The sequence below is a fragment of the Flavobacterium notoginsengisoli genome, from assembly GCF_042686225.1.
GTDB lineage: Bacteria > Bacteroidota > Bacteroidia > Flavobacteriales > Flavobacteriaceae > Flavobacterium > Flavobacterium notoginsengisoli.
Window position 1 is genome coordinate 193115 of sequence record NZ_JBHUOT010000007.1, and the last position, 17682, is coordinate 210796.

Sequence of the window (17682 nt, forward strand, 5' to 3'; positions counted from 1 at the left end):
ACAAAGAATTAAGATATAGTATGCTTTTAAACCTGATAGGTTTAATTACTTAAAAATAAATAAAGACACAGTTTTGTCATTTTGACGAAGGAGAAATCTCCACAATTAGCTCCACACAGAAAAGCTACCAATCTTTGTAGAATATCGCACGGAGATTCCTCCTTCGTCGGAATGACAAAAAAACTAAAAATAAAATAATGTTTAAGCCATTTCAAATAAATAACTTTTCAAGGTTTCGATTTTCGATACCAAAATCGGTATTCACATTTTTCATTTTACTTCTAACATCTTACACCACGCAAGCCCAATCCGTAACAGGAGAACCAGCGGGAGTTCCGGAATTACATAAAAAATACGAATTTGCTCCGTGGGAAGATCCAACAATTACAAGCATCAACAGACAGCCATCAAGAGCAACTTCATATTCATATTCAAATGTTGAAGACGCATTAAAAGGCGACAGAACCAAAAGCCGAATACAAATGCTAAATGGCGATTGGGATTTTAAATATGCTGTAAACCTAAAAGAAGCTTCTAAAGATTTCTATAAAAATACCGTTTCAGGATGGGATAAAATCGAGGTTCCATCAAATTGGGAAATGAAAGGTTACGATAATCCGATTTACAAAAGTGCGGTTTATCCGTTTCGACCGATAAATCCGCCTTATATTCCTAAAGATTATAACGGAGTTGGTTCTTACCAAAGAAGTTTTACCGTTCCGGAAAACTGGAAAGATATGACTGTGACTTTACATTTTGGAGCCGTAAGTTCAGGTTTTGAAGTTTGGTTAAACGGAGAATTTTTAGGGTATGGCGAAGACAGTTTTCTGCCATCAGAATTTGATATTACACCTTATTTAAAAGCAGGAGAAAATGTAGTTTCGGTTCGTGTAATTCGTTGGACAGATGGTTCTTATTTAGAAGATCAGGATCATTGGCGCATGAGCGGAATCCAGCGTGAAGTTTTCATTATGGCCGAGCCAAAATTGCGTATTCAGGATTTCTTTGTTCAAACCAAATTAGATAAACAATATACAGACGCGATTTTTAAACTTCGTCCGAAAGTGGAGAATTTGACAGGAGCAAAAATCAAAGATTACATCATGAATGTTCAGTTGTACGATGCCAATAATACGGCAATGTTCAAAGAACCGCTTCAAAGACCTGTAATTGATTTAATAAACGAAAGTTATCCTCGTTTGGATAATGTCCGCTTTGGATTCTTTCAAGAAACCATCAAAAATCCAAAAAAATGGAGTTCAGAAGAGCCGAATTTATACACGATGGTTATTTCCATAAAAGATAAAAACGGAAACGTTACTGAAGCCAAAAGCTGTAAAGTAGGTTTCCGTTCTATTGAATTTTCGAAAGAGAACGGAAAAATGCTTATCAACGGAAAAGAAACCTACGTTTATGGCGTAAACCGTCACGATCATCATCCAACAAGAGGAAAAGCGGTTACGAGAGATGATATCAAACAAGATATTACCACAATTAAAAAGTTCAATTTCAATTTTATACGTACAAGTCATTATCCAAATGATCCTTATTTCTACGAATTATGCGATCAATACGGAATCATGGTAATGGACGAAGCCAATCAGGAAACACATGGAATTGGCGGAAAATTAAGCAACGATCCGCTTTGGACAAATGCTTATATGGAAAGAATGATCCGAATGGTCGAAAGAGATAAAAACCATCCGTCGGTCGTAATGTGGAGTTTAGGAAACGAAGGCGGAAAAGGGCCAAATCATTCCGCAATGTCAGGTTGGGTTCACGATTTCGATATTACACGTCCAGTTCATTACGAACCAGCGCAGGGAAATGCCAAATTAGACGGATATATTGATCCGCTTGATCCGAGATATCCAAAAACAATCGATCATGCTTATCGATTCGAAAACCCTCAGGATGATTCGTATGTTGATATGGTCAGCCGTTTTTATCCAGGTGTTTTTACACCAAAATTTTTAGTAGATCAAAAGAAAGATACACGTCCGATTATTTTCGTTGAATATTCTCATGCAATGGGAAATTCAGTTGGAAATTTAAAAGAATTGTGGGATGAATTCCGTTCGCTTCCAAGAGTTATCGGAGGTTGTATATGGGAATTTAAAGATCAGGGAATAGTTAAATTTGATTCCAGATCAGGTCAGAATTATTTTGCTCACGGAGGAGATTTTGGCGAAAAATATCATGATGGAAACTTCAATACAAAAGGAATTGTAGATTCTAACGGAAAACCAAAAGGATCTATTTTTGAGAATAAATGGGTGTATCAGCCAGCGATTTCAACTTTAAACGGAAATCAGTTAGAAATCAAAAATCGTCAGGCAGTAAAATCTTTAGAAGGTTATATTCCGGTTTTAAAAGTTTTAGAGAACGGAAACGTAATCAAAACTCAGATTTTAAAACCATTAAAAGTAGAAGCTGGACAATCGACAACTTTAGATGTGAGTCCTTATCTTCCAAAAATGAAAGCCGATGCCGAATATATTTTAAATATAGAATTCCAGCTTTCAAAAGATGAATTATGGGCTTCAAAAGGTTACGCTGTAGCGGAAGATCAGTTTATATTGAAAAAGAAAGAAGTTGTTTCTCCAGAATCGAAAAAAGAAACGCTGAACGTTTCTGAATCAGATTTTGATTTTAAAATCAAAGGAAAAACTTTTGATATTACAATTGGAAAAACAAACGGAGCTTTAAGTTCGTATGTTTTTAACGGAGAAGAACAAGTTTTTGCACCTTTATTGCCAAACTTCGTAAGACCACTTACAGACAACGATAAACGAGGATGGAAATCACAAAAACTGCTGAAACAATGGTATAAAGCAAAACCAAAATTGGTTAATATTTCAATTGACAAATCAGCTTCAGAAATCAAAATTACAAGCGATTACGAAGTAATAAAAGACAGTGCGAACGTAAAAGTAGTTTACAACATTTTACCAAACGGACTAATAAAAGTAGATTACAGTTTAAAAGCTTCTAACAAATTGCCAAACATTCCAAAAATCGGAATGCAGATGGGAGTTAAAAGAAGTTTCGACCAGATTTCATGGTACGGTAAAGGCGAGTTGGAAAATTACAGTGACAGAAGTTTCGGTTCGTTTGTTGGGAAATATTCACTTCCAATAAATGATTTTAACGAACATTATCCAAAACCACAAGAAAACGGAAACAGATGTGATGTAAGATGGATGGCATTAAGCACTCCACAAAAAAACAACGGATTTTTAGTAGTAAACGATTCAAAAGTTTTAAGCATGAGTGCATGGCCGTATACACAGGAAAACCTAAGTACATCAGGACATACGTACGATTTGAAAGATCCAGGATTCTTAACACTAAACATCGATTTAATCCAAATGGGAGTAGGAGGAAACGACAGCTGGACGATTGTTGCACAGCCGTTAGAACAATATCAGATTAAATCTGGAAATTATGAGTATAGTTTTTATTTGACGCCTTTCAGCGGATCGAAGAATGAATTGGAAAGTAGTTTGAAGAAGTTTAAATATTAGATTACGATTTATCCTAACAGGTTTCCAAAACCTGTTAGGTATTTTGTATTTTATAGATAAAGTATATTTTAAGTATAGTAGAAGTACAGTTTGTAATTTCGACGTAAGGAGAAATCATACAAGAAATTCGACAAAGATTATCAAACATAGCCCGAGGTTTAAACCTCGGGAAACGTATTGTTAAATGACGTTGCGTCCCAATGGTTGAAACCATTGGCTATGTTTTAATAGCAAATAATAGATCAAACCCGACAGGGTTTCAAAACCTGTCGGGTTTACAAACGAAATAAAAACAACGATAAAATGTTTCAAAAAAAACACCTCTTTTTTATCCTTCTCCTTGCAAGCATTGTCTCTGCACAAGAAGTCCATAAAAAAGAAACCAATTTTCAGCCAACTTTAGAATCCTCAAGACCTTGGGTGTATTGGTATTGGATGAAATCGGCCTATTCTAAAGCCGGAATTACAGCCGATTTAGAAGCCATGAAACAAGCCGGGATTGCGGGCGCTTATTTAATGACCATTAAAGGGCCAGCAAATCCACCATTGATAGATCCGCCAGTTTTACAGTTGACGCCTGAATTTTGGGATATGATTCATTGGGCTTTTAAAGAGGCAGATCGTTTAGGATTAAAACTAGCTTTTCATGGAGCTGACGGATTTGCCGTTGCTGGCGGGCCATGGATTACACCAGAAATGTCGATGCAGAAAGTAGTCTGGTCAACAACTGAAATTTTAGGAGGAAAAAAAGTTGCGCTGAAATTGCCAGTTCCAGCACATTACAAAGAGTATTATAAAGACATTGCTACTTTTGCTATTCCGATAAAAGAATACCAAATCACTTCGCAGATGCAACTGCCAAAAGTAACCACATCAAACAATACCGATGCTTCGTTTTTGGCTGATCCTAAAAAAGATGAAAATTTCAAATTTGCCGATGCAGGATGGATTCAGTACGAATTTGCACAGCCTTTTACCTGTAAATCTATTGTTATTGAAACCAAAGGAAGAGATTTTCAGGCACAGCGTCTGATTGTAGAAGTGAGTGATGATGGAGTTAATTTTAGATTCCACGAAAGAATGATTGCGCCACGTCACGGCTGGCAGGATATGGATTTCCCAAATACACATACGATTACGCCTGTCACGGCAAAATATTTCCGATTTGTTTATGATCCAAAAGGAACAGAACCCGGAGCAGAAGATTTGGATTTTGCTAAGTGGAAACAGAATCTGAAAGTAAGTAAAATTACACTTTCGAATCAATCGGTGATTAATAATTACGAAGGGAAATCAGGCGCAATCTGGCGTTTGACTCCACAAACTACTGAAAAAGAAATTCCAAATTCTGATGCATTCAAAAAAACTGAAATTATCAATATTTCGAATTTTGTTGATGCGGAAGGAAATTTGAACTGGAAAGCACCAAAAGGAAAGTGGAAAATTATCCGAATGGGACATACTTCTACAGGGCATGAAAATGCAACTGGCGGAGCAGGAAAAGGGTTGGAAGTAGACAAATTTAACCCAGAATTAATTCGTTTTCAGTTGGATCATTGGTTCGGAGAAGCCGTTCGCTCTGCTGGTCCTGAACTGGCTTCAAAAGTTTTAGAAATTCTTCATTTTGACAGCTGGGAATGTGGAAGCCAAAACTGGTCTTCGGTTTTTCAGGCGGAATTTAAAAAGAGACGTGGCTACGATTTTGTAGATTATCTTCCAGTTATGGCAGGAATTCCTATAGAAAGTGCCGATTTCTCGGAGAAAGTTTTATACGATGTCCGCAAAACTATTACCGATTTAGTTGCCGATAATTTCTATGGAACTGTAGCGCAAATCGCCAAAGAAAACAACATAAAATTAAGTGCCGAGAATGTAGCGCCGGTTGTAACAAGCGATGCCTTACTTCATTATAAATTTGTCGATTATCCAAGTGGAGAATTTTGGCTGAAAAGCCCAACCCACGATAAACCTTTTGACATGGTTGATGCCATTTCGGGCGGGCATATTTATGGAAAAGATATTATTCAGGCAGAATCTTTTACAGCTCTGCGAATGGATTGGGACGAACATCCCGGAAATCTAAAAACAACGGCAGACCGCAATTATGCTTTAGGAATTAACCGTTTATTTTATCACGTTTTTGTCCATAATCCGTGGACGGATAGAAAACCCGGAATGACTTTAGACGATATCGGAACTTTTTTTCAAAGAGACCAAACTTGGTGGAAACCCGGAAAAGCGTGGTTTGATTATTGTCAAAGAGTACAGTTTCAATTGCAAAAAGGAAAACCTGTAATTGATCTGGCAGTTTTTATTGGCGAAGATTTTCCTTCCCGTTCTTTTGTTCCAGATCGTTTGGTTCCTTTTATTCCGAATGTTTTCGGAAAAGAAAGATTGGAAAGCGAGAAAATCCGTTTAGAAAATGAAGGTCAGCCAACGGCAAAAATGCCAAAAGAAGTCACCTATTCTAAAAATATAACCGATTTATCACAATGGATTAATCCGCTAAATGGTTATCAATATGATTCTTTTAATGCTGATGTTTTAATTAATCGTGCGAAAGTGGTAAACGGAAAAATTTCATTTGAAGGCGGAATAGAATATGGCGCTTTATTCTTCCCAGGAAGTCATAAAATGGCACCAAGTAAGATGCTTTCTTTGGCTTCCGCCGAAAAAATTCTGCAATTGCTAAAAGACGGCGCAACTATTTTTGTGGATGAAAAGCCCAATATTCAGCCAGGAATCCATTCAGAAGAAGATCAAAAGAAATGGCAGAATGTAGTTGATGAAATCTGGAATAATGCCAATTCTTCAACATGGAAAATCGGAAAAGGAACGGTTGTTAAATTGCCGTATTTAGGAAATGATTTTGCGTCAATCGGAATTACTCAGGATATTTATTTTCCTAATTTAAAGCGTTCTGAAGCTGAAACATTGGCTTGGGCGCATCGTAAATCGGAGACGGAAGATATTTATTTCATTTCCAATCAAAAAGCAGAAAAACGTTCTTTCGAGGCGTCTTTCAGAATTTCAGGAAAAGTACCGCAATGGTACAATCCAGTAACAGATCAAACTTCGGCTTTAGCCAATTGGAAAATAGAAAACGGAAGAACAATTGTTTCGATAACTTTAGATGCCAACGAATCAGGTTTTGTGATTTTTAAAGGAGAAACGAAAGAAGTTTTAGCACATGGAAAATCTTCTGAATTGGAGAAAGTTCAGACTTTAGATGAAAACTGGGAATTGCAGTTTGATCCTGAATTTAAAGGGCCAAAAGAAGTGGTAAAAACAAACAAACTTTTTGATTGGAGTACTTCCGAAAATGATCAGATTAAGTATTATTCAGGAACTGTGGTTTATAAAAAAGAGTTTGCTTGGAAAGGAAAAGATTCCAATAAAATCTGGCTGGATTTAGGAGAAATCTCAAATATCGCCGAAATCAAAATCAATGGAAAAGACTGCGGAACTCTTTGGACTTTCCCTTTCAAAACTGATATTTCAAAAGCTTTACAAAAAGGAAAAAATTCAATAGAAATAAAAATCACAAATACCTGGGCAAATAGATTAATTGGCGATCAAAAATTGCCAAAAGAAGAAAGATTAACATGGACAACAGCGCCGTTCCGTTTAGAGGGAGAACCATTGTTGAAGGCGGGGTTATTTGGACCGGTTACGATTTTACAAGAGAAATAAATGTTAACCACGACCCGAGCGATAACGAACGGGCGTTTCATAAGATAAATAGATAAGGGCTTTAGCCAAATAATTAGTTTGGCTAAAGCCCGACAAGTTCGAATATTTTTAACCTCCAGCTAAAGCTGGAGGCAATTGAAAAAAATAACCATATATTAAAGGGTGTAGAAGTAAGGAAAATTCGTGAATTCGTGGCGAAAAAAAAATCTTTCTAATCCTTTTAATCTGTGGCAAAAAATAAATAAAAAATGAAAAAATCAATTATTACATTATTAACGGTTTTAGCAAGTCTTCAAATCAATGCCAAAATCAAGCTCCCAGCATTGTTTACTGATAACATGATGTTACAGCAAAAATCAAATGCACCAATTTGGGGCTGGGCAGAAAAGAACGCTAATATCGTAATCAAAACTTCGTGGGATTCTAAAATCTATAAAACAAAAGCAGATGCTTCAGGTAAATGGAAAACAGAATTACAGACTTCTTCTTTTGGTGGCCCATATATGATTGAAGTATCGGAAGGAACGGAAAAAATAACCATCAAAAATGTTTTATTGGGAGAAGTTTGGCTTTGTTCAGGACAGTCAAATATGGAAATGCCATTAAAAGGTTTTCAGGGACAGCCTGTTAAAAACGGAAACGAAATTATTGTAAGATCAACCAATAAAAACATTCGTTTAATTACGATTCCAAGAGCAACCGTTTTAGAACCTTTGCAGGATTTTGAAGGAAAATGGGAAGAAGCTTCTCCAAAATCGACCTCCAATTTTAGTGCGACGGCTTGGTATTTTGGTTCGCTTTTGCAGGAAGTCTTAAATGTTCCTGTGGGATTAATTCATGTTTCGTATGGTGGTTCGAGTATGGAAGCTTGGATGAACAAAGAAATGCTGAAAGATTTCGCCAGCGCTAAAATTCCGACTACAAAAGAAGAATTGGCAAAAGATCCAAATCGTGTTCCGACGACCTTGTTTAATGGAATGCTTTCGCCTGTAATTGGTTACGGAATCAAAGGCTGTATCTGGTATCAGGGAGAATCAAATTACGAAAGAGCAAATGAATATACTGCTTTAATGAAGAAAATGGTCAGCAGTTGGAGAACGTTGTGGAATCAGGGAGATTTTCCTTTTTATTTCGCTCAGATTGCGCCTTTTAATTATGCTTCATTTCATCCAAAGGATTATCAGGAAAAATACAATTCGGCTTATTTGAGAGAAGCGCAGTTTAAGGCTTCGGCAGCAATTCCGAACTCAGGAATGGCAGTTTTGATGGATGTAGGTGAAGAAAACAGTATTCATCCAATGGATAAAGAAAAAGGAGGAAATAGATTGGCTTTTCAAGCTTTGGCAAGAACGTACGGAATTGAAGGTTTTGAATACGAAAGTCCGAAATACAAATCGATGGAAATAAAAGATGGCGCTGTAACCGTTTCTTTTGATGATGTTAATAACGGAATTACATCTTATGATAAAGAAGTAACTGGTTTTGAAATAGCAGGAGAAGACAAAGTTTTTTATCCAGCGAAAACGGCTGTAAGAAGAAAATCAGTGGTTCTGATTTCTGATAAAGTAAAAAATCCAGTTGCTGTTCGTTATTTATGGAAAGATTTCGCTAAAGCGGAATTGTTTAGTGGCGGAGGTTTGCCAGTTTCTTCGTTTAGAACAGACGAATGGTAATATACGGACGCTCCTGCAAGGTTTTTAAAACCTTGTAGGTGTGGTTAAAGTATGAGTTTAACGTCTAGTTTGTCATCCCGAGTAACGAGGGATCTCCGCAAGTAACTCGACAAAGATTTAGACACGCTTAATTTATAACTCTCGCAGATTTGGCGGATTTATGAGATAATAATAAATCTGCTCAATCAGCTAAATCTGCGAGAGAAAATAAAAAAATATACCTACAAGGTTTTGAAAACCTTGCAGGAAAGAAAACGATGAAAAATAATATACTATTACTACTTCTCTTCACAACGCTTTGCCTTAAAGCGCAAATTCCTGTGCTTTATAATTACAATCAGGTTTGGACAACGCAAAGCAATAATTCATCAGAATCTATGCCTTTGGGGGGCGGTGATATTGGTATGAATGTTTGGGTTGAGAAGGGCGATTTGTATTTCTATTTTTCACGAAGCGGAACTTTCGACGAACATAATACTTTATTGAAATTAGGTCGTGTAAAAGTTACTTTAACACCAAATCCTTTTGAAGGAAAAGAAGGGTTTCATCAGGAATTAAAATTGAAAGATGGTTATGTTTTAGTTAGGCAAAACGATACTAGAATCAAACTTTGGGTAGATGTTTTTAAACCGATTATTCATGTTGATTTAGAAAGTAAGAACCCATTAAAAATGACTGCTTCTTACGAAAGCTGGCGTTATCAAAACCGTTATCCGAAAGGAAAAGAGAACAATGCTAATTCTTATAAATGGGCGCCTCAGGGAGAACTTATTACGTATAAAGATTCTATTTCGTTTGAAAATAATGGAGTTAAATTTTACCACAGAAATAGAGAAAATACTGTTTTTGATGTAGCCGTTAAACAGCAGAAAATGGAATCGGTTAAAGACCAAATGCTGAACCCGATTGCGAATTTAACTTTTGGCGGATTTATGAAAGGCGACAATTTAGAACCTGATGGAACATATTTAGGAAAATATCAGTCGACAGATTTTAAAGGGTTCAATTTATCTAGCGTAAAACCTTCAAAAAAGCATTCTTTAGAAATATATTTAAACACCAGTCAATCCGATTTTTCTGCTTGGAATAACGGGTTGAAAAGTTTGATTTCAGCTAATAAAAACAATTTTAAACAAGTAGAAAAAAACACTCAAAAATGGTGGAATACTTTCTGGAACCGTAGTTTTATTTTCACTCAAAAAAATCAATCGACGGCCAAAGATTCGGTTTATCAAATTGGGCAGAATTATCAGTTGTTCCGATACATGCTTGGATGTAATGCGTATGGAAAATATCCAACGAAATTCAACGGCGGACTTTTCACAGTTGATCCTGTTTACACGAATAAAGACCTGAATTTTACACCCGATTTCAGAAATTGGGGAGGAGGAACGATGACGGCTCAAAATCAGCGATTGGTTTATTTTCCGATGGTAAAAAACGGTGATTTTGATATGATGAAATCACAATTGGATTATTACGTTAGTCTTCAAAAAAATGCTGAACTGCGTAGTAAAGTATATTGGAATCATAACGGAGCATCATTCACAGAACAATTAGAAAACTTCGGCTTGCCAAATCCAGCTGAATACGAATGGAAACGTCCTGCAGATTATGATCCGGGAATGGAATATAATGCGTGGCTGGAATACGAATGGGATACGGTTTTAGAATTCTGTCAAATGATGCTGCAGCAAAAGGAATATGCAGGAGAAGATATTCAGAAGTACCATAAATTCATCATCAGCTGTCTTCGTTTTTTCGATGAACATTATCAATATTTAGCCAAACAAAGAGGACGAAAAGCTTTGGACGGAAACGGAAAATTAGTTTTATATCCAGGTTCTGGAGCAGAAACGTATAAAATGGCGAATAATGCCAATAGTACCATTTCGGCTTTACAGGTAATTACAGCACAACTTTTAAACCTTTCTTTGGAACAATTATCTAAAGAAGATCTGGAATATGTAAAAGGATTTCAAAATCGAATTCCGCCTTTGAATTTTGGACAGATTGAAAATCATAAAGTTTTACTTCCTGCTAAAACTTGGGAAAGGGTTAATAATTCGGAAGTTCCGCAATTGTATCCTGTTTATCCGTGGGGAATTTACGGCATTGGAAAACCTGATTTAGAAACCGCTTTAAATACATGGAAATACGATTTAGATGCTTTAAAATTCAGAAGCCACGTAGGATGGAAGCAAGATAATATTTTCTCGGCACGTTTGGGTTTGACGGAAGAAGCGATGAAATACAATACACTAAAAATGGCGAATTCGGATAGACGTTTTCCAGCTTTCTGGGGACCAGGATTTGACTGGGTTCCAGATCATAATTGGGGCGGATCGGGGATGATTGGCATGCAGGAAATGCTTTTGCAGGAAACAGACGGAAAGATTTATCTTTTTCCAGCCTGGCCAAAAGAATGGAACGTCCATTTTAAATTATATGCCAAACAAAATACTACAATTGAAGCCGAACTCTTAAATGGAGAATTGAAGGTTTTAAAAGTAATTCCGGAAGAACGAAAAAAAGACATTATAAATCTGTTAGGGAAATCTGAGGCAGAAAAAAAGAAATTAAATTAAACAAAAATGATAAAGAAATTAGTGTGTTCTTTTGCATTGGCAATGCTTTTGACAGCAAACGGACAAGCACAATCAGTTCAAAATACTGATAAACAAATTGTAAAAGTTGACTTTGATTTTTTTCAAAGAAGGTTGGAAGAAGTTCATGATCCGAGTTATGATTCGTGGGTAATTAATGAAGGAAAAGAAGATCAGAAAACTTTTAATGGAGTAAGTTTTAAATTAAAAGGAAACTTTACTTCAAAATGGTATAAAGTGGGAATGAGTGCTCCACATTATAACAAATTAGGAAGCGACGGATTGGTTACGGCTGAAAATTTAGAATTGAAAATAAACGGATTGAAAGCGGGAAAACATACACTTTTAACTTTTCATAATGCTTTTGATGTGATTACAGGGAAAACTTTTTCTCCAATCAAAATCTTTGTAAACGGAAAACTTCAGGAAACAGTAAATGCAAGCCAAAGAGCCAATGCTAAAATTGATGCTTCGATGGCGTATATTACTTTTAATGCTGAAAAAGGTAAAGATGTAATTGTTCGTTTTGAAATTGATCCGACTTCTAGTACTGATGTTGTAAAACAGATTGTCATTAATGGTTTTGAAATTGATACGCCAAATTTGATGAATCAGGCTCGTACTCCAGAACCAAAAAATAGAGACGAACATGTTGAAGTGGGCAAAACTTTAATTCTAAAATGGGATGCTGTGAAAAACGTAGCGTCTCATAAAATATATTTTGGAGAAGATAAAAATGCGGTAGAAAATGCAACAGAAGTTTCAAAAGAATTTAAAGGAAAACTAACGGAGAAATCTTTTACAGTTTCTGATTTATACAGTGGAACAACTTACTATTGGAGAGTCGATGAAGTGGATAATAATGGCGAAGTGACTTTAGGAAACGTTTGGTCGTTTAAACCTGCACAATTGGCTTTTCCAGGTGCAGAAGGCTACGGTCGTTATGCTGTTGGTGGACGTGGCGGAAAAGTAATTGAAGTAACCAATTTAAATGATGACGGACCAGGAAGTTTACGTGATGCGATCAATCAGGAAATTGGCCCAAGAACGATTGTTTTCAATGTTTCAGGAAATATAAAATTAGCTTCGAGATTAGTAGCAAATCAGCCATATATTACTATTGCGGGACAAACAGCACCAGGCGAAGGAATTACGATTAGCAGAGCGCCAATTGGATTGACAGGAAATGATGGTGTAATTCGTTTTTTAAAAGTGAGAATCGGAGGCGGAACTACTTTTGACGGAATGGGATTAACAGGTGCAGATTATAGTATTATCGATCATTGTTCAATAAGCTGGACGATCGATGAATCGTTTAGTTCACGTGGTGCACATCATATTACTTTACAGCGAACTTTAATTTCTGAAGCTTTAAACGTTGCGGGACATGATAAATATGAAGCAGGTAAAATGCATGGTTATGCAGCTACAATTGGCGGCGATATTGGTAGTTTTCATCATAACTTATTATCTCATAATTACGGACGAAACTGGAGTATTGGCGGAGGTCTAAGTGGCGACGGATTTTATACAGGAAGATTGGATATTACTAATAATGTGGTTTACAATTGGGGGAAAAGAACAACTGACGGTGGTGCAAATGAGGTAAATTTTGTCAATAATTATTACAAACCGGGTGCTTCAACTGGAATTTTTGTAGCGTTAAATGCACAGCATGAAGGCGTTGGGAAAGGAATGCAACGTTATTATTTTGATGGAAATGTTATGCCAGGTTATTTCGATGAGAAATCTCAGGATAAAGGCCGAAAATCGACTGTGACAAATAGAGAAAAAGTAGAATATGAAACTTTTGTAGATAAACCATTTTTTCCTTCTTACGTAGAAACGCAATCAGCGAAAGCGGCTTATAAAAATGTGCTTTCAGATGTTGGTGCTAATCAGCCGTTTTTTGATAAACACGATAACCGAATTATCAATGAAACTTTAAAAGGAACATTTACTTACAAAGGAAGCAAAAGCGGTTTAGGCGGTATGATTGATAACGAACAAGATGCAGGAGGATGGCCAAATTTTGCTTCAGAAATTCGTCCAGCAGATTGGGATACAGATCATGACGGTTTGCCAAACTGGTGGGAAAAAGCTTTTGGACTAAATGAAAATTCCGCTTCAGGAGATTTCTCAGATGCGAATTCAGATACTGATAAAGACGGATTTACGCAGTTAGATAATTATTTAGACTGGTTGGCTCAGCCTCATTATTTTATCAATTTAAAAGATAAAAAAGTTTTAAATGTGGCAGATTTTTTCAAAGGTTTTGAAAATAAACCAGTTTATACTTTCTCTGAAGTAAAAAATGGAAAAGCAAGTTTAAAAGGAAAAGAAATTCAGTTTACAGCTTCAGATAAAGGTTTCGCTTCTTTCATCGTAACTGTAAAAGATGCGGATGGAGATTCAATGAGTAGAACCATTAATTTCTTTGTAAAATAAATTATTAAACCATATAAGCAATATAAGATATTATAAGTTTGACTCAAGTCTGTATTGCTAAGGATTAAAAAGGTTAGTTTAAATGAACTTATATTTCTTATATGGTTCAAAATGATAGTAAGATGAAAAAAATATTAAATGTTTCCTTTAGTTTGTTTTTGGTTAGTTCAGGATTATTAGCGCAGAACAAAGGGTTGGTTGCGAATTCAGAAAGTCCGTATTCCAAATTACAAAGCGTAGGTTTACAAGATGTAAAATGGACAAATGGTTTTTGGAAAGAACAATTTGATGTAGAAACCAAAAATACCTTGCCGTATATGTGGGATTTGTATCATAACGATGAAATTTCGCATGCTTACAAAAACTTCGAAATTGCAGCAGGATTAAGCAAAGGAGCTTTTAAAGGACCTTCATTTCATGATGGAGATTTTTATAAAATTTTTGAAGGAATGGCGGCGACTTATGCTGTTACAAAAGATAAAAAACTCGATGCAGAAATGGATAAAGCTATTGCACTTTTCGCGAAAGTACAGCGCAAAGACGGTTATATTCATACGCCAGTTTTAATTGACGAACGCTGGGGAACTTTAGGCCCAGAAGAAGTTAAGAAACAGTTAGGTTTTGAGAAATACAATATGGGACATTTAATGACTGCGGCTTGTATTCATTATCGTGCCACTGGGAAAACAAATTTCTTAAATATTGCCAAAGGAGTTGCCGATTTCTTATATGATTTCTACAAAAAAGCATCGCCAGAATTGGCCAGAAATGCAATTTGTCCATCACATTATATGGGAATTGTTGAGATGTATAGAACAGTAAAAGATCCAAAATATCTGGAATTGGCCAATAATCTAATCGATATTAGAGGAACTACAAATGACGGAACTGATGATAATCAGGATCGAATTCCGTTTAGACAGCAGACTACTGCAATGGGACATGCCGTAAGAGCGAATTATTTATACGCTGGAATAGCTGATTTATATGCCGAAACTGGAGAAAAGAAACTGCTAGATAATCTAGAATCGATTTGGGATGATGTAACGTATCGTAAAATGTACATTACGGGAGGATGTGGTTCTTTGTATGATGGAGTTTCGCCAGACGGAACTTCTTATGACCCAACGGTGGTTCAGAAAATCCATCAAGCGTATGGAAGACCTTTCCAATTGCCAAATGCAACGGCTCATACCGAAACCTGTGCCAATATTGGAAATGTTTTATGGAACTGGAGAATGCTTCAAATCACGGGAGATGCCAAATATGCTGATGTTGTAGAGCTGGCACTTTATAATAGTGTGCTTTCGGGAATGGATTTAGACGGAGAAAAATTCTTGTATAATAATCCATTAAATGTTTCAAATGATTTACCATTTCATCAAAGATGGGGAAATGAGCGTGAAGGTTATATTGCATTATCCAACTGTTGTGCGCCAAACGTAACTAGAACTATTGCTGAAGTTGGAAATTATGCTTACAGTCTTTCAAAAGAAGGTTTGTTTGTTAATTTATACGGAAGTAATTCTTTGAATACTAAAACAATTAATGGAGAAGCGCTGCAAATTGAACAACAGACGAATTATCCTTGGGATGGAAAAATAACTTTAAAAATTATAAAAGCGCCAAAAGAGGATTATGCTTTTCTTTTGAGAATTCCAGGTTGGGGTTCAGGTGCAAAAGTTTTTGTAAACAACTCACAGATTATTGGTAAAATCTTTTCAGGCACTTATTTCGAAGTGAATCAAAAATGGAAAAAAGGGGATGTTATCGAATTGAACTTGCCAATGCCAGTTGAGTTGATGGAAGCCAATCCGTTAGTGGAAGAAGTTAAAAATCAGGTTGCTGTAAAAAGAGGACCATTAGTGTATTGTTTAGAATCAGATCAATTGCCTGCCAAAATTAGTGTGAATGATGTGGCTTTAAAATTGAACTCAAAATTTAAAACGAATCCTTTTACATTGAACAATAGAAACTTAGTGAGTATTGATGCGGAAGCTGTTATAAATTCTAATAATTCATGGGAAAAAACATTGTACAAACCGCTTTCTGCTAAAAATGAAAATACAGTACAAGTAAAATTGATTCCGTATTTTGCATGGGGAAATAAAGGAAAAGGAGAAATGACGGTTTGGATGTCGCATTAGATTTGGTACGCTGATGAAATGGATTTACTTCGTAAAGACGTGGATTAAGACTGATTTTTAATTTTTTATGAGATTTTACGACTAGAGTTTGTCATTCCGAGGAACGAGGAATCACACACGTAACTCGACAAAGATTGGCGATTCAGATTGCAGAGTTTCTAGTGTGATCTTTCCTTCGTCAAGATGACAAAACAAACTGAAAAAATAAAAACATATGAAATATATCCTAACTCTATTTTTAATAACAACACTTTCTCTATCAGCCCAAACGCTTGATAATAAGTTAGCATTAACCGTTGCGCAAGATGGTTCGGGAGATTTTAAAACTATTCAGGAGGCAGTAAATAATGTAAAAGATAATTCAGAGAAACGAGTTGTAATTACTATAAGGTTAGGAAAGTATGTAGAGAAATTAGAAATTCCAGTTTCGAAATCCTTTATTACTTTGAAAGGAACAGACCGAAATAAAACCATTATTTCATTTGACGATTATTCCGGTAAACCGCTTCGTGAACCAGATCCGTCAGGCAAAAAAGAATTTGGAACAGGAACTTCTTATTCTTTTTTAATTAAAGGAAATGATTGTACGCTGGAAAACCTAACTGTTGAAAATACAGCTGGAAGAGTAGGTCAGGCTGTAGCATTGCATATTAAAAGCGATAGAGTTATCGTGAAAAACTGCAATCTTCTAGGAAATCAGGATACACTTTATCTATCTGAAGGAAATACTCGAACTTATTTCGAAAACTGTTTTATCAATGGTACAACCGATTTTATCTTTGGAGCTGCAACGGCTTATTTCTATAAATGCACTATCGAAAGTTTAACGAACTCATATATCACGGCAGCATCAACTCCACAGGGACAGACTTACGGTTTTGTTTTTGTTGATTGTAAGCTTACTGAAACAGACAAATCAGTAGATAAAGTATTTCTGGGAAGACCATGGAGACCTTATGCGCAAACCGTTTTTATCAATACTGATTTAGGTTCGCACATTATACCTGAAGGCTGGAATGCGTGGATTGATACTCGATTTCCGGACAAAGACAAAACAGCCTATTATGCAGAATTTGGAAGTAAAGGTGCAAGTACAAAAAATATTTCACAACGAGTGTCATGGTCGCATCAATTAACGAAAAACGATATCAAAAAATATAGCAGAGATTTAGTTTTGAACAGATGGAATCCTACTGAAAAAGAGTGATTTCTATTTTTAACTAAATATAGAACAAATAATATTTCAAAGAAAACATTGTTAATAGTGTGCAAACCTGTCTTTTGGCAGGTTTTTTTTATTGTTTCAATTTTTTTAAAAGTCTCTTTAAGGACATTTAATTTTGATTAATCAGAATTTACTTTTAAATTTTTCTTTTTTTAGAATTATTTTTTTTGCTTTACTTTTCACTATCCTGTATTTGTTTTGTAGGCTTTTTAGTGTAAAATATATTTGTTTTTGCTAATTAACTCTAACGTTTTCGTTAAAAATGGCTTTTTTGTAAGAACTTATGAATCAGTTGTGATGTATTGAGTTTTGCAGAATAAATAATAGATGTTTATTTTTGATAAAAATCTTATTGTTTTTTAG

7 protein-coding genes are annotated in these 17682 nt (G+C 35.6%); all 7 read left to right on the forward strand.

Annotation, left to right across the window (positions count from 1 at the left end):
• The first annotated feature begins 197 nt into the window (after window positions 1-197).
• The 7 genes from ACFS3A_RS16830 (at window position 198) to ACFS3A_RS16860 (ending at window position 17301) form a co-directional block, all read left to right on the forward strand.
• The gene (locus ACFS3A_RS16830) at window positions 198-3527 is read left to right on the forward strand and encodes a glycoside hydrolase family 2 TIM barrel-domain containing protein (protein ID WP_379826725.1); all 3330 of its coding nucleotides are present in this window, start codon (window positions 198-200) and stop codon (window positions 3525-3527) included.
• Between the two features lie 303 nt (window positions 3528-3830).
• Window positions 3831-7220 carry a glycosyl hydrolase gene (locus tag ACFS3A_RS16835; protein WP_379826726.1) on the forward strand — a complete coding sequence of 1130 codons (3390 nt, stop codon included), beginning with the start codon at window positions 3831-3833 and terminating at the stop codon, window positions 7218-7220.
• 248 nt (window positions 7221-7468) lie between these two features.
• Window positions 7469-8893: a sialate O-acetylesterase gene (locus ACFS3A_RS16840; RefSeq protein ID WP_379826727.1), complete on the forward strand. Its 1425-nt coding sequence runs from the start codon at window positions 7469-7471 to the stop codon at window positions 8891-8893.
• 257 nt (window positions 8894-9150) lie between these two features.
• Window positions 9151-11481: a DUF5703 domain-containing protein gene (locus ACFS3A_RS16845; RefSeq protein ID WP_379826728.1), complete on the forward strand. Its 2331-nt coding sequence runs from the start codon at window positions 9151-9153 to the stop codon at window positions 11479-11481.
• Window positions 11482-11487: 6 nt separating this feature from the next.
• On the forward strand, window positions 11488-13947 hold the full coding sequence (locus ACFS3A_RS16850; RefSeq protein WP_379826729.1) for a pectate lyase family protein: 2460 nt from the start codon (window positions 11488-11490) through the stop codon (window positions 13945-13947).
• 122 nt (window positions 13948-14069) lie between these two features.
• Window positions 14070-16094, forward strand: coding sequence for an aceric acid hydrolase (locus tag ACFS3A_RS16855; RefSeq protein WP_379826730.1), 2025 nt, complete (start codon window positions 14070-14072; stop codon window positions 16092-16094).
• Between the two features lie 214 nt (window positions 16095-16308).
• Entirely contained in the window at window positions 16309-17301 is a 993-nt protein-coding gene (locus tag ACFS3A_RS16860) for a pectinesterase family protein (RefSeq protein ID WP_379826731.1), read from the forward strand.
• Window positions 17302-17682: the final 381 nt, after the last annotated feature.

Bases quoted from the DNA above. Each gene is read 5' to 3' on its own strand.
- ACFS3A_RS16830 (WP_379826725.1), top strand. From the start codon at position 198: ATGTTTAAGCCATTTCAAATAAATAACTTTTCAAGGTTTCGATTTTCG.
- ACFS3A_RS16835 (WP_379826726.1), top strand. From the start codon at position 3,831: ATGTTTCAAAAAAAACACCTCTTTTTTATCCTTCTCCTTGCAAGCATT.
- ACFS3A_RS16840 (WP_379826727.1), top strand. From the start codon at position 7,469: ATGAAAAAATCAATTATTACATTATTAACGGTTTTAGCAAGTCTTCAA.
- ACFS3A_RS16845 (WP_379826728.1), top strand. From the start codon at position 9,151: ATGAAAAATAATATACTATTACTACTTCTCTTCACAACGCTTTGCCTT.
- ACFS3A_RS16850 (WP_379826729.1), top strand. From the start codon at position 11,488: ATGATAAAGAAATTAGTGTGTTCTTTTGCATTGGCAATGCTTTTGACA.
- ACFS3A_RS16855 (WP_379826730.1), top strand. From the start codon at position 14,070: ATGAAAAAAATATTAAATGTTTCCTTTAGTTTGTTTTTGGTTAGTTCA.
- ACFS3A_RS16860 (WP_379826731.1), top strand. From the start codon at position 16,309: ATGAAATATATCCTAACTCTATTTTTAATAACAACACTTTCTCTATCA.